At 64.1% G+C, this 17,324-nt stretch carries 18 protein-coding genes; 5 read left to right on the top strand and 13 right to left on the bottom strand.

Annotated elements, in window-relative coordinates; genetic code table 11:
* Nucleotide 1: 1 nt before the first annotated feature.
* The 7 genes from IEW58_RS11790 to IEW58_RS11760 form a co-directional block, all read right to left on the bottom strand.
* Complete coding sequence (locus tag IEW58_RS11790) at nt 2-760, bottom strand: 3'(2'),5'-bisphosphate nucleotidase CysQ (RefSeq protein ID WP_188645284.1); 759 nt, start codon at nt 758-760, stop codon at nt 2-4.
* The gene (cysN, locus tag IEW58_RS11785) at nt 757-2,667 is read right to left on the bottom strand and encodes a sulfate adenylyltransferase subunit CysN (RefSeq protein WP_188645019.1); all 1,911 of its coding nucleotides are present in this window, start codon (nt 2,665-2,667) and stop codon (nt 757-759) included. Before cysN ends, IEW58_RS11790 begins: the two co-directional genes overlap by 4 nt.
* Before the next feature lie 2 nt (nt 2,668-2,669).
* Nucleotides 2,670-3,584, bottom strand: coding sequence for a sulfate adenylyltransferase subunit CysD (cysD, locus tag IEW58_RS11780; protein ID WP_188645018.1), 915 nt, complete (start codon nt 3,582-3,584; stop codon nt 2,670-2,672).
* A gap of 222 nt (nt 3,585-3,806) precedes the next feature.
* Nucleotides 3,807-4,595, bottom strand: a complete 789-nt coding sequence (locus IEW58_RS11775) for a sulfite exporter TauE/SafE family protein (RefSeq protein ID WP_188645283.1) — start codon at nt 4,593-4,595, stop codon at nt 3,807-3,809.
* A gap of 262 nt (nt 4,596-4,857) precedes the next feature.
* Nucleotides 4,858-5,211 (bottom strand): DUF968 domain-containing protein, encoded by a 354-nt coding sequence (locus IEW58_RS11770; RefSeq protein ID WP_188645282.1) that lies wholly within the window; start codon nt 5,209-5,211, stop codon nt 4,858-4,860.
* Between the two features lie 400 nt (nt 5,212-5,611).
* Nucleotides 5,612-5,863 carry an ERF family protein gene (locus tag IEW58_RS11765; RefSeq protein ID WP_188645281.1) on the bottom strand — a complete coding sequence of 84 codons (252 nt, stop codon included), beginning with the start codon at nt 5,861-5,863 and terminating at the stop codon, nt 5,612-5,614.
* Between the two features lie 220 nt (nt 5,864-6,083).
* Nucleotides 6,084-7,070, bottom strand: a complete 987-nt coding sequence (locus IEW58_RS11760) for a YqaJ viral recombinase family protein (protein WP_229658650.1) — start codon at nt 7,068-7,070, stop codon at nt 6,084-6,086.
* Nucleotides 7,071-7,828: 758 nt separating this feature from the next.
* On the opposite strand from IEW58_RS11760, the gene IEW58_RS13880 reads away from it, so the two are divergent.
* The gene (locus IEW58_RS13880) at nt 7,829-8,563 is read left to right on the top strand and encodes an ADP-ribosylglycohydrolase family protein (RefSeq protein ID WP_229658569.1); all 735 of its coding nucleotides are present in this window, start codon (nt 7,829-7,831) and stop codon (nt 8,561-8,563) included.
* Between the two features lie 28 nt (nt 8,564-8,591).
* Nucleotides 8,592-8,906, top strand: a complete 315-nt coding sequence (locus IEW58_RS11750) for an ADP-ribosylglycohydrolase family protein (protein WP_188645279.1) — start codon at nt 8,592-8,594, stop codon at nt 8,904-8,906.
* Here IEW58_RS11750 and IEW58_RS14105 read toward each other — a convergent pair.
* The 5 genes from IEW58_RS14105 to IEW58_RS11725 form a co-directional block, all read right to left on the bottom strand.
* Entirely contained in the window at nt 8,872-9,153 is a 282-nt protein-coding gene (locus tag IEW58_RS14105; protein WP_373284776.1) for a DUF5681 domain-containing protein, read from the bottom strand. The two genes, IEW58_RS11750 and IEW58_RS14105, sit on opposite strands and share 35 nt — an antisense overlap.
* Before the next feature lie 507 nt (nt 9,154-9,660).
* Nucleotides 9,661-10,464, bottom strand: a complete 804-nt coding sequence (gene fabI, locus IEW58_RS11740; protein ID WP_188645277.1) for an enoyl-ACP reductase FabI — start codon at nt 10,462-10,464, stop codon at nt 9,661-9,663.
* On the bottom strand, nt 10,461-11,498 hold the full coding sequence (locus tag IEW58_RS11735) for a YihY/virulence factor BrkB family protein (RefSeq protein WP_188645276.1): 1,038 nt from the start codon (nt 11,496-11,498) through the stop codon (nt 10,461-10,463). Before IEW58_RS11735 ends, fabI begins: the two co-directional genes overlap by 4 nt.
* A gap of 23 nt (nt 11,499-11,521) precedes the next feature.
* Nucleotides 11,522-12,499 carry a DnaJ C-terminal domain-containing protein gene (locus IEW58_RS11730; protein WP_188645275.1) on the bottom strand — a complete coding sequence of 326 codons (978 nt, stop codon included), beginning with the start codon at nt 12,497-12,499 and terminating at the stop codon, nt 11,522-11,524.
* Nucleotides 12,500-13,231: 732 nt separating this feature from the next.
* Nucleotides 13,232-13,693, bottom strand: coding sequence for a hypothetical protein (locus IEW58_RS11725; RefSeq protein WP_188645274.1), 462 nt, complete (start codon nt 13,691-13,693; stop codon nt 13,232-13,234).
* A gap of 147 nt (nt 13,694-13,840) precedes the next feature.
* Between IEW58_RS11725 and pdxH the strand changes: the two genes are divergently transcribed.
* The 3 genes from pdxH to IEW58_RS11710 are packed head-to-tail and all read left to right on the top strand — an operon-like array spanning nt 13,841 to nt 16,208.
* Nucleotides 13,841-14,449 carry a pyridoxamine 5'-phosphate oxidase gene (pdxH, locus tag IEW58_RS11720; protein WP_188645273.1) on the top strand — a complete coding sequence of 203 codons (609 nt, stop codon included), beginning with the start codon at nt 13,841-13,843 and terminating at the stop codon, nt 14,447-14,449.
* Entirely contained in the window at nt 14,446-15,417 is a 972-nt protein-coding gene (locus IEW58_RS11715; RefSeq protein WP_188645272.1) for a cation diffusion facilitator family transporter, read from the top strand. The genes pdxH and IEW58_RS11715 overlap by 4 nt, the downstream gene beginning before the upstream one ends.
* Nucleotides 15,414-16,208, top strand: a complete 795-nt coding sequence (locus tag IEW58_RS11710; protein WP_188645271.1) for a PhzF family phenazine biosynthesis protein — start codon at nt 15,414-15,416, stop codon at nt 16,206-16,208. Before IEW58_RS11715 ends, IEW58_RS11710 begins: the two co-directional genes overlap by 4 nt.
* Here the strand turns inward: IEW58_RS11710 and IEW58_RS11705 are convergent.
* Nucleotides 16,193-17,314: a serine hydrolase domain-containing protein gene (locus tag IEW58_RS11705; protein WP_188645808.1), complete on the bottom strand. Its 1,122-nt coding sequence runs from the start codon at nt 17,312-17,314 to the stop codon at nt 16,193-16,195. The genes IEW58_RS11710 and IEW58_RS11705 overlap by 16 nt on opposite strands.
* Between the last annotated feature and the right edge of the window lie 10 nt (nt 17,315-17,324).

Below are 17,324 nucleotides of genomic sequence, written 5' to 3'. Positions count from 1 at the left end.
ACTAGCTGCCAGCGCTGCGACAGACCATCAAAGCATCTTGTGCAATCGTTGCCAGAGCGCGCTCGGCCAGCTCGGGGCGGCAGACCAGCAGATCCGGCATGTAAGCATCGGCCTGGTTGTAGAGCAGCGGGCTGCCATCGATGCGCGACGCGTGGAAACCGTGCGCCAGGGCCACCGCGGCGGGCGCGCAGCTGTCCCACTCGTATTGCCCGCCGGTGTGGAGGTAGATCTCGGCCTCGCCCCGCACCACGGCCATGGCCTTGGCCCCGGCGCTCCCCATCGGCACCAGTTCGGCGCCCAGTGCTTCAGCCACCAGTTCCGCCTCGCGCGCGGGGCGGGTGCGGCTGACTACCATGCGCGGCGTCGCGACTGCGGGTGGCATTGAAGAGGGGCGATCGGTGCGCAGGACTTCGCGCAGCGCTGGCAGGGCGACCGCACCGATCGCAGGCTGTCCTTCCACTGCCAGGGCGACGTGGACCGCCCAATCGCTCCGGCCCTCTCCATATTCGCGCGTACCGTCGAGCGGATCGACGATCCACGTGCGCGGCTTGCCGAGGCGCATCGGGCTGTCTTTCTCCTCCTCCGACAACAATCCGTCGTCGGGCCGCAATTCGCGAAGTGCCGCGACCAGCAGCGCGTTCGCTTCGGCATCGCCTGCACGGCCGAGGTCCTTGCCGTGATGCTTGCCGCTCTCACGTACCTCGAGAAGGATGCGCCCGGCTTCGGACGCGAGGTGGGCGGCCAGTTCGTGATCGTTCATTTGAGCGGCAGCAGCCTGTCGACGATGTGTTGCGCAGCTTCCTGGGCCGTCATTGTTACGGTGTCGACCACGATGTCCGGGTTTTCCGGCGGTTCGTAAGGACTGTCGATGCCGGTGAAGTTCTTGAGCTCACCGGCGCGGGCCTTCTTGTAGAGACCCTTCACGTCACGTGCCTCGGCGACTTCGAGAGGGGTATCGACGAAGATTTCGACGAACTCGCCCGCAGGCAACATGGCGCGGACCATCTCGCGCTCCGCCCGGAACGGACTGATGAAGGCGGTGAGCACGATCAGGCCGGCATCCGCCATCAGCCGCGCCACTTCGCCCACGCGGCGGATGTTCTCGATCCGGTCGGTCTCGGTAAAGCCCAAATCCTTGTTGAGCCCGTGGCGAACGTTGTCGCCATCGAGCAGGAAGGTGTGCCGGTTCATCAGCGCGAGACGCTTCTCGACCTCGTTGGCGATGGTTGACTTGCCCGATCCCGAAAGGCCGGTGAACCACAGCACCTTCGGCGTCTGGTTCTTGAGCGCCGCGTGGTGGTCGCGGCCAATGTCGGTCGGCTGCCAGTGGACGTTCTGGCTGCGGCGCAGGCTAAAGTGCAGCATCCCGGCTGCGACAGTGGCGTTGGTCAGCTTGTCGATCAGAATGAACCCGCCCAGCGCGCGGCTCTGGGCGTAGTTTTCGAACACGATCGGCTTGTCGGTGGTCAACTCTACCACGCCGATCTGGTTCAACTCCAGCGTCTTGGCAGCGAGGTGCTCGAGGCTGTTGACGTCGATCTCGTATTTCGGCTGCGCGACGGTGGCCGAAACGGTCTGCGTAGCAAGCTTGAGCCAGTATCCGCGGCCAACGTGCATGGCATCGTCTGCCATCCACACCACCGTCGCTTCGAACTGGTCGGCAACCTCGGGCGGGTCGCCGGCTGCAGCGATGACGTTGCCGCGGCTGCAGTCGATCTCGTCCGCGAAAGTCAGCGTCACCGATTGTCCGGCGACGGCTTCGCCGAGGTCGCCCTCCAGCGTGACGATCCGCTCCACCGAGGTGGTCTTGCCGGAAGGCAGCACGCGCACCGGATCTCCTGGCGCGATGCGGCCGGTCGCGACCAGTCCTGCGAACCCCCGGAAGTCCAGGTTGGGACGGTTGACCCATTGGACCGGGAGGCGGAACGGCTTTTCGGCGTCGGCCGCGGTGCGCAATTCGACCGTCTCGAGATGATCGACCAGGCTCGGCCCCGCGTACCAAGGCGTGTTCGCGCTCGGTGCGAGCGTGATGTTGTCGCCCCGGAACCCGGAAATGGGAATCGCTGTGAAGCTCTCGATGCCGATGCTCGACGCGAAAGCCGAGTAGTCCGCCACGATCTTGTCGAATACCTCCTGCGAGTAATCGACGAGGTCCATCTTGTTGACCGCGAGGACCACGTTGCGGATGCCGATCAGGTGGCAAAGGTAGCTGTGGCGGCGGGTCTGGACGAGCACGCCCTTGCGTGCATCGACGAGGATCACCGCGAGGTCGGCGGTGCTGGCACCGGTGACCATGTTGCGGGTGTACTGTTCATGCCCCGGGCAGTCCGCGACGATGAACTTGCGTTTCTCGGTTCCGAAGAAGCGATAGGCGACGTCGATCGTGATGCCTTGCTCGCGTTCGGCAGCAAGACCATCCACCAGCAGCGCGAAGTCGATTTCTTGCCCCTGCGTGCCGACCCGCTTGCTGTCGCTTTCGAGCGCGGCCAGCTGGTCCTCGAAAATCATCTTGCTGTCGTAGAGCAGGCGCCCGATGAGGGTGGACTTGCCGTCATCGACGCTGCCGCAGGTGATGAAGCGCAGCATCGTCTTGTTGCGATGCTGGTCGAGATAGGCCTCGATGTCCTCGGCGATGAGCGCATCGGTCTGGTAGATCGGCTCGCTCATCGTCAGAAGTATCCCTGCTGCTTCTTGACTTCCATGCCCGCGCCCCCGGCGTCCTTGTCGATCGCGCGGCCCTGCCGTTCGGATGTGGTGGTGAGCAGCGTTTCCTGGACGACTTCGCTCAGGCTCGCCGCCTCGCTCTCGACCGCTCCGGTGAGCGGGAAACAGCCCAGCGTGCGGAAGCGGACCGAGCGCTCGGTGATCTCGGGCCGGTAACCGAGCACGCGCTCGAGCCGCTCGACGTCGTCCGCCATCAGCAGCAGCCCGTCATGCACGAACGTTGGACGCGGCGCGGCGAAATAGAGCGGTACGATCTCGATCCCCTCGGCCATGATGTACTGCCAGATGTCGAGCTCGGTCCAGTTGCTGATGGGGAAGACGCGGATGCTCTCGCCCTTGTTCTTTCGGGCGTTGTAGAGGTTCCACAGCTCGGGCCGCTGGTTTTTGGGATCCCAGCCGTGACTGGCCGTGCGAAACGAGAAAACCCGCTCCTTGGCACGGCTCTTTTCCTCGTCGCGCCGGGCGCCACCGAACGCAGCGTCAAAGCCGTAATGGTCGAGCGCCTGCTTCAGCCCTTCGGTCTTCCACATGTCGGTGTGCAGCGGACCGTGATCGAACGGGTTTATGCCGCGCTCAGCCGCTTCCCGGTTCTGCCAGACCAGCAGTTGCATGCCGGAATCGTCTGCCATCCGGTCACGCAACTCATACATCGCGCGGAACTTCCAGGTCGTATCGACATGAAGCAGCGGGAAGGGCGGCGGCGACGGGTAGAATGCCTTGCGCGCGAGGTGCAGCATGACCGCGCTGTCCTTGCCCACCGAATAGAGCATGACCGGCCGCTCCGCCTCGGCGACGACCTCGCGCATGATGTGGATCGCCTCGGCCTCGAGCCGCTGGAGGTGCGTAAGCTGCGCTGTCATCGCGCGCCATCTCGGCCAGATACGCCCTAGGGACAAGGTGCAAAAGTTGATTTGATGCTGAAACCCGGAGTTAAGCGGCACAAGTCTAACGCAGTGCTGAAACCACTAAAGCACGGCGCCCTAGTGGCGTCGCCCGAACCAAGCCTGCGACGGCGCAAGGAGCAGAAATCCACTGGTTCGCCCTGCCGATCAGGGTTTATCAGAAATCCTAAAAATCTTTGATCAAGGCAGCAGCAGGCGAAGGCCGGAGACTGCAAGGAGCGCAGCAAGCGCAGTCTGCACTAGGCGATCTGGTGAACGCGAAGATAAGAGGCTCCCAAAAATCACCCCAGGAATCGAACCCATCAGAAGAGCGCTCAGGAGCTTGATGTCTACGCTGCCGATGAGCCAGTGCCCGGCTCCTGCCAGCAACGCTAATGGAACCGCGTGCGCGATGTCAGTGCCCACGATCCGTGCAACGGGTATGCGCCGATAGATGAGCAGCAGGATCGTCGCACCGACCGCTCCTGCGCCGACTGATGTGACGGTAACCACCACACCGAGCAATGCGCCGAGACCAACGGTTGGCGCCAGAGTCTTGCTGTGCACGAAGGCATGGGCCGCACCTAATGTCAGCAGCCGCCGTTGAAAGAGGAGACCAATGGATGTCACTACCAGCAAGATGCCTAACGCGATCAAGATTAAGTCATTCGCCCCAGGGCTCATGTGAACGAACGTGTTGAGCGCGATCAGAGTTAAGAATGCCGACGGCATGCTGCCCGACGCTAGACATCGAACGATCCGCCAGTCGACCGCCCCATGACCTTGATGGACTCCGGCCCCTACGACCTTGGTGACTGCGGCAAATAGCAAGTCGGTGCCGACAGCGGTCTGAACCTTAACATGAAACACCAGCACTAGTAGCGGAGTCATCAACGAGCCTCCCCCAACCCCGGTTAGGCCCACCAAAAAGCCTACGAGAAGGCCCGCTAAGGCGTGGTGAAATTGATAAAATCGAGAGCGTACATTCACGGCGCTAGTGGCTCGTTTCCTCCGCACGCGCAATCAAAGCCTTCCTCGCGCGTGAATTTGAGAGCTTTGATTTGTAACGCGCTCGCGAGCGCCCTGAGCACTTTCGCGCTGGCGCTGAACGCACCTGCCGGCGCGCTCGACCAGCACTGGCCGGACAGGCGCTCTAGCGTGTTTACGAGTATAATGAGAACGCCGTAGGCCTTGAGGTCGTCAAGGCGCTCCCCGCGGCGGTACTGCAATGCACAGGTGTCACAGAGGGCGATCATATTGGCTCTCCAGGCGCCTCGAGTTTGAGCCAATGGGGCGACGCTTGCGCGAAACGCTCTGCGACTGCCTTGAGGTCAATCGTATAGCACGCTTCAAATGCAGCTTCGCCAATCCGGTGCTGCTCGGCGTGATGGGCTCGGCACAGGCTGATCGTCCACCGGTCGGAAGGCTTGAGCCCGGTGCCCCCATCGGTGCCTGAACGCACGTGGGCACACTCGGTGGGCAAGTTTTTGCAGCCCGGCACGCAGCAACGGTGGCGCCGTACCCAAGCGCAGTGCGCAGGACAGGAACGGCGCGGCAGACGATTGCGGGGGCGCTTGATGCGCGCAGGGAGGCGGACACTAGCCATGGGCGGCTCCTCCGTTAGGCTTGGAGACTGAGGCAAGCCCGGACGGGGGAATGGCGGGGCGGACGTTCCGGCGCTGTCGCACCGGTGACCGCCCCTTCGCGGATTGCGCCGCTGGAGTGCCGGCCGGGGTGTCTTCCTCCGTACCGGGGAGCGTTGTTTTGCCCCTCCCGTCTTGCGCCGCGAGATTGCCCGCGTGCCCTGCGAGCGCCTCACCCACCTGCCTGTATAGTTCGGGTCTTTCGCACTGGAGCGACAAAAGGAGCGGGCGGGCCTGTGCTTTGAGGGCAGTGACGGCATCCATGTGGTTGCACGTGCGGGCAGCCGCGAGGAAACCATCGCACCAATCAGGCCATCCCTCCGGCGGCTCGGCGGCTAAAGGGCCAGCTCCATGGGGGCCACACTACGCAACTGCGTCAGGAGAACCGGTTGAGCTAGTTGCCCTTGCGATCCGGAACGAGTTTGAATCGGCATCCTCGTGCTGGACCGCCGGCACGCAGAATGCCTGTAGCACAGCGTACTTGTAGGCTGATTGCATTGCCTTCGGCGTGCCCTTGTCCCCCGCATCGAGCGCTTCGCCATAGGCCTCGATCGTGTGGCACGAGCCGTCGTCGGCGCACACGAGGTCAAACGCGACCTTCAGGCTTACCGCCACCAGTAACGTCCCGCCCTCGTCGAACCGTCGGTGGTGTGGCGCTCGTGCACACGTGGTAAGATACATAGGCGGTTCTGGGCCAAGAGCGGTGCCAGGCGTTCGAGCACATCGTCTATACTGCGATAAAGGTATTGGTCGCGGGTATTCAGCCGCGTTTTGGCCACCCCGTCGCATGCCAATGCACCAGCCACCGCGGTGATCGCGCTATAGACCCGCGCAATCACGCTTGTAGCTCCTTAATGGTGAGCGCGCCGGCCTTGCTGCGCTTCGCCTCGATCCCGTGCCCGAAAGCGCGGGCGACGTCGGGTTCGACCAAGGCCTTTATCGTTGTCGCGGCCGCCTGGTGACTGCGGGCTGCCTCCCTGTGCGAGAGCCAGTCCGCTGCAGCTGCGGCCCACGCGTTGCTGCCTTCCAGGCAAACTTCTCGCACCCCGACCGGTTTCGGCACCGGGGGCGGGGGTAGGGTGGACGGGGCCTCACCGGTTTCAACCCAGCGCCAGAAGGCCTGCTCGGCTTCCAGGAGGTCTTCCTGGTAAAGCCAGTCGGCGGCTACCTCGAACACTTCCCATTTGGCGTTGCCGAAGATGACGGAGAGCACCGCGCACTGCGAGCCGGTCACCGCCATGGCGTGCTGGAGTTGGGGCATGTAGCGGGCGAGGGCCTCGTCGGACTTGGTAAAGGCGTTGGTGTGCTTGGCTTCCCACACCGCGCCCTCATGGTCGAGGTAGCCGTCGAGGGTCACCCCGCGCCAACCATGCAGCGGGCAGGTAACCTGGTCGCTCACCCGGGTCACGCGCATCCCGGTGGCACGCTCATACCACTGTCGGTTAAACGCCTCGCTCCAGCTGCCAAGCATAACCGCGAGGTTGCCCGAGAGGTCTTCAGGCGCCTCTTCCCCGCGCTTTTCGCGCCATAGGCGCAGCACGCGCTCGTCCGAGCCCAAAAAGATTACATTCGCGTCGCTGCCACCTATGAACCGGGCCCGCGCTGCGCGGGCTGCGGGCGAAAGGCCGAGACCCTCGAGGGATGGCCATGCCGGTGCAAGGAAGCGGGCAGCTTGAGGTAAGGCAGGCGAGGGAAGGCTAGGAGCTGGCTGCACCTCTGCGGGCGTCCCAGGTAGCCATGCGGGTTGCGCGGGCGGCGGGGGAAGGGCGGGCGCACGCCGCCGCGGTGCCTTCTTCGCGGTGGGCACGGCCGTGCTGGTCATGGTCATGGGGGGCTCCTTCGCTTTTTTGTGATGCCGAGCCCCTCGCTGCTGGGGTCGGCGCTTCGGGATTTGCTCGCTTCAGCGGGCAGGGGAAGGCGAACGGAAGAGAACGCAGCGAGGCGGACCATTTTATGCAGTGGTGCTGTCTCTTCGGGGTGACTGGTTCGCTCATTCGTGCGCCCAAGCGGAGCGGAGTGCCATATGCCCCATGGCTCCTGGCCCCGGTGAGGAGCAAGCAAGGGGCATGCCCTACAGACCGACTAACGAGTCAAAAGCGCCACCGCTGCTTGGCCTTGGCTGCCCCGCAAACCGCCACTGAGAGCCCGCAGAGCCTATGACCCGAACGACACCGAATACCCGTGTGCCACGCACCAGCCTCGAGGTTGCCACCATCGCTTTGCCCTGCTTCGGGGGGCGCATCGGGGTCACCTTTTGCCCGGGTAAACACCAGGCGAGTGCCTTCACCGGGCTTGGGAGCGCGACCTCGCTGCAGACGTAGGCGTGATCCGTGACTGGGGCGCCGCCGCAGTGGTCACCCTCCTCGAGTCCGCCGAGCTTAACGCGCTCCATGTTCCCTCACTCGGCGAGGCTGTGCGGGCCGAGCACATTGACTGGCTGCACCTGCCTATCCGCGATGTCTCGGTCCCTTGCGCCAGGTTCGAAGGAGCTTGGCGGCTCAATGCCCCCCTCTCCACGCGCGGTTGCGCAGCGGCCTAGGCGTGCTCGTCCATTGTAAGGGAGGCTTGGGGCGCGCAGGCATGATCGCAGCCCGCCTGCTCACTGAGCTTGGCGTTGACGCCGATACGGCCATCGCGATGGTACGCACGGCGCGCCCGGGCGCGAGCGAGACCCGGGCGCAAGAAGAACACGTGCGCTCGGTGCAAGCCATCCCAGAACCCTCGGCCACCACCTCGCCAGAAGCGATTCGTGGCCGCGCACTCGGGGCCCTAGTCGGGCTGGCGGTGGGAGACGCGCTTGGCACCACGCTGGAGTTCCGCCCCCGTGATAGCTACGAACCGCTTACCGACATCGTCGGCGGCGGCCCCTTCCGCCTGGCTCCCGGGCAGTGGACCGACGACACGGCAATGGCCCTCGCGCATGCCGAAAGCCTCCACGCTAATCCTAGCCTCGACCCGGCTGACCTCATGGCGCGTTTCTGGTCATGGCGGCGTGACGGCACTTATTCGTGTACCGGTTCCTGTTTCGACATAGGCGCCACCGTATCAGCCGCGCTGCAGCGGTGGCGCCGCACCCGAAACCCCCTGGTCGGCTCCGCCGACCCGATGAGCGCAGGGAACGGCGCGCTCATGCGGCTCGCGCCAGTAGCGCTGCGATGGTGGCATGACCTGCCAAGCTTTCTGAGGTTGCCCTGCGGCAGAGCGCAACGACCCATGCTGCGCCTTAAGCACTTGCTGCCTCGGCCGCGTTCGCGGAACTCCTTGCCGACGCGATCAGAGGTCGCCCACGCAGCGCCTCTTCGCACCCCGCACTAATGGCTACCCAAGTGCCATAGCCAAGATCATGAAAGGGTCATGGCGCACCAAGCCGCGCCTCCAGCTGCGCGCATCGGGTTACGTCGCCCACTCGCTCGAGGCGGCGCTCTGGGCGACCGCCCGCACGACTTCATTCCGCGAGGCCGTCCTCCTTGCGGCTAACCTGGGCGAGGACGCCGACACCACCGCGGCGATCACCGGTCAGCTTGCAGGCGCCTTGTACGGGCTTGGAGCCATCCCCGCGCCCTGGCTCGAGCGCCTCGCCTCGCGCACGAAGATCATCGAAACCGGCGAGGCGCTGCTGGATGCTAGCCTTGGTCGACCACACAGCCATTTTGGATGACCTGCCAGTGCGGGCGCGGATCATCGTCTTCGAGCTTCAGCGTGAACTCGATCATGGTATCGTCGTCCTCGGCAGGCGGCGCAAAATACAGGTCCATGTTCCGGGCCAACTTTATCGCTGCCAAATCGCCTTCGGCCATTTTCAGCGCAAGCTGTTCGGCCGCCAACCTGCGCATGGTTACCCGCACGTTTTTACCGTTGCGCCGCACGACCACCGCTTTCGAGAGCGTGTCGCCGAACTCCTCGATAAATGCTTTTTGCTTCTTGGGGCGGCCACTCTCTGGAACCGTTTGGCAACCGGCGGTTTGCCTTAGCCGACCTCGTCATCGCCAGATTTGCTGCGCGGTCCACCAGCAGATCCCACCTGTCCGTCCATATATACCCCCTTTTTGCAGCCCCCCGGCTGCGTTCCCTGTTTGTACCATTCCCTGCTTATTTGCGCAGCACATTCTGAGCTGGGCCGAGAGAAATGCGATTATGATAGGGGCGGCCGAGGTAAAACCGGCCCAAGTTTCTATGGCGATGGGCTAGAGGGAAATGCGCAAAAGCCCCTCCCTCGCTGATTTCCCTGTTGATTTCCCTGATAGCAGGGAATTTGCAGCGGGTTGGCCCAGCGGTCCCGATGTTGATTTTTGGCGCCAATGACGAGACGCCGCCGAGCAGTAGGACGAGAGCTGACAGGCCCGTCCACCGATGCGGGATGATCAACTCTGGAAGACTTCTCGGGAAAGGATGGAAGCTGTCGTGGGGGGCTATCAATCCAGCGCGATATCGGGCGCGTCTTCCTGCTTCATGCCGACGGTGTGATATCCCGCGTCGACGTGGTGCACCTCTCCGGTCACCCCGCTGGCGAGATTCGACAGTAGGTACAGCGCGGCGCCGCCGACATCGTCGGTCGTCACGTTGCGGCGCAGCGGGGAATTGAGCTCGTTCCACTTGAGGATGTAGCGGAAGTCGCCGATCCCGCTGGCCGCGAGCGTCTTGATCGGCCCCGCGCTCAGCGCGTTCACCCGGATACCGTCGGGACCGAGATCGTTGGCGAGATACTTCACGCTCGTTTCGAGCGCGGCCTTGGCCACCCCCATTACATTGTAGTGAGGGACCACCTTCTCGGCCCCGTAATAGCTCAAGGTCACGATGCTTCCGCCGGGGCTCATCATGGCCGCGGCGCGCTGCGCGACGGCGACCAGGCTGTAGGCGCTGATGTTCATCGTCATGAGGAAATTGTCGAGGCTGGTGTCCAGGTATTTGCCGCGCAGCTCGTTCTTGTCCGAGAATCCGATCGCGTGGACGACGAAGTCCAGGCTGTGCCAGCGTTCTTTCAGGCGGCCGAAAGCCGCGTCGAGCGCCGTCATGTCGGAAACGTCGCAGTCGAAGCAGAAGTCACTGCCGAGCTGCGCTGCGAGCGGGATCACCCGCTTGCCCAATGCATCCCCCTGATAGGAAAAGGCCAGCTCTGCGCCGTGCTCTGAAAGCTTGCGGGCGATGCCCCAGGCAAGGGACTTGTCGTTGGCAAGCCCCATGATCAGCCCGCGCTTGCCTGCCATGAGACCGCTCATCCGATACCTTCCCTCTGCATTCGTTCAAGTTCACGCGCGGTCGCTCTGGCACGGTCGTCGGCCTGGCCGATGCGGTTCTCCGCTTCTTCGGGCGTTTCCGCCAGCGCCGCGTTCAGTTCGGCCCCGATGACCATCCCTAAGCCCACGAGATAGAAAAAGAAAAGCGCGATCATGATGCCAGCGAGGCTGCCATAGGTGGCGTCGTAGCTGAAGAAGCTGCGGATGGCGGGCGGAAGGGCGACGGTGACGGCAATCCACCACAGCGCCGTCGCCAGCGCACCGGGCCACTTGGGATAGCGGCGGCTTCGATAGGTCTTCGGCGTCAGAGTGTAGAACAGCAGGTAGAGCGAGCCGAACAATCCGAACGCTGGCACGATCCGCGTCAGGCGCAGTTCGCCAACCGCATGGCTGAGTGCAGGCAAGTAGGCGTCGATAACTTCCTGGGCGGTGCCGATGACCACTTGCGCGAGTAGGCTGATCATCAGCAGTACCACCGCGCCAAAGATCACCCCGGCCGAAAACAGGCGATACTTCCAGAAGGCGTGAGTGGCGCGGGTGCCGTAGGCCCGCCGAAGGATGTCGCGGATCGTCTCGATCAGGCTCGACACGGTCCACAGGCCCACGAGACCGCCCAGCCAGAGGAATAGCCCGCTGCGCTCCTCGACAACGCTTCGGGCGACCGGCTCGATGACGTTCGCCACCAGAGGGGGTAGCGCGTAGAGGATCGCGTTGATGCTGGCGGCCCGCTCGCCCTCCTCGCCGATGATCGAGAAGATCGCGGCGCCCAGAATGAAGAACGGAAAGATCGCCAGGATAGTCATGTAGGCAAGGTTGCCGGCGTGGATGAAGCCGTCGTTATAGGCGCCGACCGCAACCCGCTTGGCAATCTCGAACGCCCGCGTGCCCGGACCCACTTCGCTCAGCACCCGGCTGCGAAAGCCTGCCCGGTGGCGAAGCGCGTCCTGCCGCCGCTCTTCCGGAGAGAGCGTGTGGATCTCGCGTTCCTGGGGAAGGGGCAGGATTTCTTCGCTCATGCTCCCCCGAGCGTGGTTTTGGGTCAGACCCCGAGCCGGCTGCGCGGGTTTCGCGTGTCCTGCCAACCCTCAAGCCGCTTGGCCAGTTCCGTAACGTCCTCGGGAAGATCGATCTCGAGCGTCACCAGTTGGTCGCCGCGCTGGCCGTCCTTCTTCGAAAAGCCTTTCCCGCCAAGGCGCATCGTCGTGCCGCTTCCCGAACCGGGCTTGATCGTCAGCATGACCGGGCCGTCGACCGTCGGTACCTTCACTTTGCCCCCGCTTACCGCCTCGTCGAGCGTGATCGGCAGATCGAGCCGCACGTTGTCGCCTTCACGGCGGAAGAAGGGATGGCTGTCGATCGATATCGTCACGATCCCATCACCCGCGCCGCCGGGGCCCTGCTCACCCTTGCCCTTGAGGCGCATTTGCGTCCCGTCCTCGACGCCTGCGGGAAGCTTGAGATCGATCGTCTTGCCGTCGGCGAGCGTGATGCGCTGGTCCGCTCGCCGCGCGGCGTCGATGAAGGAGATGCGCAGGCGATAGGCGATGTCGGCGCCCTTGCGCGGCGGGGGAGGGCGACGCTGCTGCTGACCGCCGAAGCCGCCGCCGAAACCGCCGCTTTGGCCGAACGGGCTCGAACGCGCCGAACGCGCGCCGCCGCCGCCGAACAGTCCTTCGAACAGGTCGCCAAGGTCGACTCCTTCGGCCCCGCCCATGCCCTGCAGATCTTCGGGGCGGAAACCTCTCCCGCCACCGCCACCGAAACCGCCGCCCATCCCGGCGAAAGGGTTGGCGGGGTTGCCGTCGGCATCGATCTCGCCCCGGTCGAACTGGGCGCGCTTGTCCTTGTCCGACAGGAGATCGTAGGCGCGGGTCACTTCGGAAAAGCGCTCGGCGGCCTTGGGATTGTCCGCGTTGCGATCCGGGTGCAGCTCCTTGGCCAGCTTGCGATAAGCGCTCTTGATCTCTTTTTCGCTCGCGCTGCGCGCTATGCCCAGGGTCGTATAGGGATCAGCCATGGCGTGTTAGCTAGGTGAGGCAGTCGTGCAGGGCAAGCGACGATCCGCCTATCGCCCTCGCGTGAGCCCAGCGGGTGAATGCTGGAGTGTCATGGACCGAGGATGGGCTTCGGTAATCCTGCGAACGCGAGACGCTTGGAACCGCTACGCTTATCTGCCTGAGGCGCGTATGCGGCGAGCCTCTCGAGACCGCCTGGCTCGCAGGCCGACCATCAGCACGAAGGGCCAGAACAGCGTGTTCAGGATGTCTAGCGAGGTATCCCCCCACAGCCAGGTTCCGCTGTAAGCGCGATCGAGGACCTCATTCGCCAACTCGGCAATGCAGACTACCAAGAAAGGAAGAGGAGTGGCCAAGGAGCGGCCCGTAACCAGCCTTGCTGCGAGCAAGACGGCCATTCCGGCGTGAACATGCAGCAGGCTATCGGAAGCACCGGTTCCGTCGCCAATCCACAAAATGAACCGATGGTACAGGTCGGCAATGCTCATGGCTGGCTAAGTGCCCAAGATCGGTGAAGTGTCCGCGCACCCTGCGCCCGTCGACTGTCGGCGCTAGAGCCATTTGGGTCGAGATGCCATCGCCTTACATGGCAGGATGGGCACGGTGGCAGGTCGGTCGACTGGATTTTGCGCACTGGCCCAGACCCGCGATGGTGAATCGTGGTTTGCACCCGGTTCGTCAGTTGCGCTGGCTATCTCGCAAGCAATTTGGGCCAAGGCAGGCGAGGTGCCCGGCTATTCGTCATTCAGTCGCCGAGACCGAAGGTTTTCAAGCTGAGAAATGGTCGAGTTAATCTGATTGGTGAGCATCGTCTGATATCTTCCCAACAGCAGTTGGTCAAAGAGAGGAAGAGCTAGTATCGCTGGGGGACCATTAAAATGATCCGAGTTATCCGCTTGAATTCTATTTAATGATAACGTCTCCGTGTGAACTAAGCGCCGCTCGCGCCAAAACAAGTTGGCCAGACGTTCTACAAGAAGTATTTCCATAGGACCATCCGGCGCAAACTCACCTGCGATACTATTTAGAAGGTCATCAAATAGTTGGCGATCTTCGTCCGCAGACGTTGATCTTTCACTTAGTATGCCGTGCCTCCTGGCATTCTGGCTGCTGATGGCCCTTCCTTCTGGTGTTCTGGGTCCGGTGCTGCGTTGTGCGTTGCGACGATTGGATTCACGTTGGCGATCAGTGGTCATGACTTCGGGCTAAGCTAATGAAAAAGATCGGGCAAACGGGATTTCCAAACGAACCCAATTTTCGGATAGGCAAGCAGACCAGTGAGATACGGAACCCGAGATTACGAGGAGCTTTTCCAGGCGCCCTGCGCAGGCTAGTGCCGACCGATGAACGACAGCCAGAGCGCAGTGCCCGATCTCGATCCGATGGTCCTGTTCGCCGCGTGGTTCGCCGAAGCGCGCGAGAGCGAGCCCAACGATCCCAACGCCATGGCGCTCGCCACTGCTTCGCCAGGTGGCGCCCCGTCGGTGCGCATGGTGCTGCTCAAGGACTATGGCGACGAAGGCTTCACCTTCTACACCAACGCCCAGAGCCGGAAGGGCGGCGAAATCCTCGCCAATCCGCAGGCAGCGCTGCTCTTTCACTGGAAGAGCCTGCGCCGGCAGATCCGCATCGAGGGTCCGTTGACCGAGGTATCGCCGGTCGAGGCGGATGCCTATTTCCACTCGCGCCCGTTCGTCAGCCAGGTCGGCTCCGCGGCATCGGATCAGTCGCGCCCGCTCGATGACCGCGCCACCTACATCGCGCGGGTCGAAGCGCTGGAGGAGGCCTGCAAGGGTGCGGGCGAGGTTTCGCGCCCTCCTTACTGGACCGGCTTTACCCTCGCGCCCCGGCAAATCGAGTTCTGGCTCGACCGGCCCAACCGGCTGCACGATCGCCGCCTGTTCACCCGCGCCGCGGATGACCGCTGGACGAGCACCCTGCTTTACCCATGAGCACATCCGCGGCCCCCGGGCGCGAGCCTTCCTCGCGCGCCAACCACGGCGCGCTGACCCGCGGAGCGGCATACGCCTCGATTGCGATGGCGGCCTTTCTCGGGGCGCTCAAGCTGTGGGCGTTGTGGCGCAGCGATTCGACCGCCATGCTCGGCAGCCTTGCCGATACCCTGCTCGACCTCGTGGCCAGTATCGCGACGCTCGTCGGAGTGTGGATCGCGGCCCAGCCGGCAGACCGAGAGCACCGCTTCGGACATGGCAAGGCCGAGGCGCTGGCGGCCATGTTCCAGGTCGTGCTGATCGCGCTGTCGGCCGCGGGACTCGCGTTTCGGGCGACCGACCAGTTGCTGGCGGGAAGCCGCGTCACCTCGGCAGAGGAGGGGATCGCCGTTTCGGTCATCGCGATCCTGGCGACATTCGTGCTCCTTGGATGGCAGCGATACGTGATCGCCCGCACCGGATCGGTCGCGATCCGCACGGACAATATCCACTACAAGTCGGACCTCTATCTGAACGTGTCGGTAATCGCCGCGCTGGTGCTCGATCACTTTCTCGGCTTTGCGCGGGCGGACCCTGCTTTCGGGCTGGCCATCGCGGGCTGGCTCGCGTGGAGCGCGTGGAGCGCGTCTTCCGAAGCGATCGACCACCTGATGGACAAGGAATGGCCCGAGGAAAAACGCGCCGCTTTCGTCGCCGCGCTGGCCGATCACCCGGAGTTGCGCGGGGTCCACGACCTGCGCACACGGACTTCGGGGATGCATGACTTCGTCCAGTTCCACGCCACCGTGGACCCCCGCATGACCATCGCCGAGGCGCACCGGGTGATGGACGAGCTGGAAGCGCGGATCGAAGCGGAATTTCCCGGCGTCGAAGTCCTGATACATCCCGATCCGGAGGGGCTGGTCAACGAGGAAGGCCCGGCAGCCGAAGAACTGCTCCCGGCCGAAGCGCAAGGATACACCCGATGAAGCTGCCCTACTGGCATGTCGATGCCTTCGCTGCCCAGCCTTTCGCCGGTAACCAGGCCGCGGTGATGCCGCTGGATGCCTGGCTGCCGGATGAGACGCTGCAGGCGATCGGGGAGGAGAACAACTTCGCTGAAACGGCCTTCGTCGTGCCCGACGAGACGGGGGAAGCGGACTGGGAATTGCGTTGGTTCACTCCTGTAACCGAGATCCGCCTGTGCGGCCACGCCACGCTTGCCAGCGGACATGTCCTGCTGACGCGCGACGGCGGCGACCGGATGACTTTCCGCACGCGCAATGCCGGCATTCTCGAGGTGCGTCGAAGCGATGCCGGATACGAACTGGCTCTCCCGGCCATCCCCACGACGCGCGGCGAGTTCGCCGAGGCAGTTGCCCTGCTCGGGACACAGCCGCAGGAAGTGTGGCTCAGCCCGGACCGCTACGGCATTTACCTGTTCGCAAACGAGGACGAAGTCCGGGCGTTGGAACCCGACCTGAGAGGGCTGGGCGCGCTTGGCGATCACCAGTACATCTGCACCGCGCCCGGCCGCGATTTCGATGTCGTCAGCCGGGTGTTCGTGCCCGGCGGCGGAGTGGATGAGGATTCGGTCACCGGCTCCGCCCATGCGGCGCTGACACCATTCTGGGCGTCACGATTCGGGCGGGAAAGCTTCACCGCGCACCAGGCTTCCAGGCGCGGCGGGGATCTCGCCTGCCGGCTCGAAGGAAATCGCGCATGGCTTGGCGGCCCATGCGCGACGGTGGTGGAAGGAAGCTTCTACCTGCCCGGGTAGAGAGCGACGATATCGGCGAGTTCCTGCGCCATCGGCGGGCGCTCGGTCTCATCGGAATGGCCGAGCCGCGCGACGACGAGTTTCCTGTCGGGCGCGACGAGCACGTACTGGCCCATGTGACCGATCATCGCGAACAGGCTCCTTGGGCCGCGCGTTGCGAAGAGGGGATCGTCGTCTGCGGGCGGATCCCGGTTGAGCCAGGTCTGCGCGCCGTAGTTTCCACGCCGCGGGCTGGGGGTGACCATGAACTCGATCCACCGGCGGGGGACTAGCTGGGTCCCCTTGTACGAGCCCTTGTTGCGCAGGAAATCGCCGAAGCGTGCCCAGTCGCGCGCCGTGCCGTGAATCAGGCTGCCGCCGATCAACGTGCCCGCGCGGTCGAACTCGGGGACCATCGAATTCATCCCCAGCGGGCGGAACAGCCGGTTGTGGAGGTAATCGGAGACCGCCCGGCGGCGCACATCGGGATCCCGGCTGCGGGTGAGCACGCGCGCCGCGATGTCGGCGAGGATGACGGTCGTATTGCTCGAATACTCGAACTTGGAACCGGGTTCGGCCTCGAGCGGCTGGCTCTCGGCGAATTCCGCCATGTCGTCCCGCCCGTCGAGGAACAGCATCCGCACTTCGCCCGATTCGTATGGCGGGTCGATCGCTTCGGAATGACGCAGCCCGCTGCGCATCTGCAGGAGCTGGCGCAATGTGATCTCGCCGCGCGGGTCGCCCGGGCGCTGCCAGCGCGGCACCGGCGGCGTCTCATCGAGACGGAGCCGGCCGTCGGCTATCAGCATGCCGATGAGGACCGCCGTCACCGTCTTGGCCATCGACCAGCTGACGAAGCGCGTGTCCGGGCCATAGCCCGGAGCGTAGCGTTCGGCAGCTATGGTGCCGCCGTGCATCACGACGAGCGCACGGGTCTCGCCGAGGTCCTCCTTGGAGAACAGATCGTCCACCTCGCGTGCCAGCTGCCTGATGGGCGCGCCTGGTTCCTGCGCGATTGCCGCAAGCGCCTCTTTCGTCAGCGGCGGCCGCGAATCGCCTTCCGAAGAACAGCTTGCGAGGGCTGGCAGCACGGCGAGCGTGGCGATAAGGCGAGAGGGCAAGCGCATCGACAAGGCT

This window comes from Tsuneonella deserti, assembly GCF_014644315.1.
GTDB classification, from domain to species: domain Bacteria; phylum Pseudomonadota; class Alphaproteobacteria; order Sphingomonadales; family Sphingomonadaceae; genus Tsuneonella; species Tsuneonella deserti.
The sequence above is the reverse complement of the archived record's forward strand: the minus strand, read 5'-3'. Positions and strand labels throughout refer to the sequence as shown.

Coding starts and splice junctions, on each gene's coding strand:
- cysD (WP_188645018.1), bottom strand. CDS start 3,584: ATGACAGCGCAGCTTACGCACCTCCAGCGGCTCGAGGCCGAGGCGATC.
- cysN (WP_188645019.1), bottom strand. CDS start 2,667: ATGAGCGAGCCGATCTACCAGACCGATGCGCTCATCGCCGAGGACATC.
- fabI (WP_188645277.1), bottom strand. CDS start 10,464: ATGAGCGGTCTCATGGCAGGCAAGCGCGGGCTGATCATGGGGCTTGCC.
- IEW58_RS13880 (WP_229658569.1), top strand. CDS start 7,829: ATGATCGCAGCCCGCCTGCTCACTGAGCTTGGCGTTGACGCCGATACG.
- IEW58_RS11730 (WP_188645275.1), bottom strand. CDS start 12,499: ATGGCTGATCCCTATACGACCCTGGGCATAGCGCGCAGCGCGAGCGAA.
- IEW58_RS11770 (WP_188645282.1), bottom strand. CDS start 5,211: ATGGCTAGTGTCCGCCTCCCTGCGCGCATCAAGCGCCCCCGCAATCGT.
- IEW58_RS11710 (WP_188645271.1), top strand. CDS start 15,414: ATGAAGCTGCCCTACTGGCATGTCGATGCCTTCGCTGCCCAGCCTTTC.
- IEW58_RS11790 (WP_188645284.1), bottom strand. CDS start 760: ATGAACGATCACGAACTGGCCGCCCACCTCGCGTCCGAAGCCGGGCGC.
- IEW58_RS11715 (WP_188645272.1), top strand. CDS start 14,446: ATGAGCACATCCGCGGCCCCCGGGCGCGAGCCTTCCTCGCGCGCCAAC.
- IEW58_RS11750 (WP_188645279.1), top strand. CDS start 8,592: ATGAAAGGGTCATGGCGCACCAAGCCGCGCCTCCAGCTGCGCGCATCG.
- IEW58_RS11705 (WP_188645808.1), bottom strand. CDS start 17,314: ATGCGCTTGCCCTCTCGCCTTATCGCCACGCTCGCCGTGCTGCCAGCC.
- IEW58_RS11725 (WP_188645274.1), bottom strand. CDS start 13,693: ATGACCACTGATCGCCAACGTGAATCCAATCGTCGCAACGCACAACGC.
- IEW58_RS11760 (WP_229658650.1), bottom strand. CDS start 7,070: ATGACCAGCACGGCCGTGCCCACCGCGAAGAAGGCACCGCGGCGGCGT.
- IEW58_RS11735 (WP_188645276.1), bottom strand. CDS start 11,498: ATGAGCGAAGAAATCCTGCCCCTTCCCCAGGAACGCGAGATCCACACG.
- pdxH (WP_188645273.1), top strand. CDS start 13,841: ATGAACGACAGCCAGAGCGCAGTGCCCGATCTCGATCCGATGGTCCTG.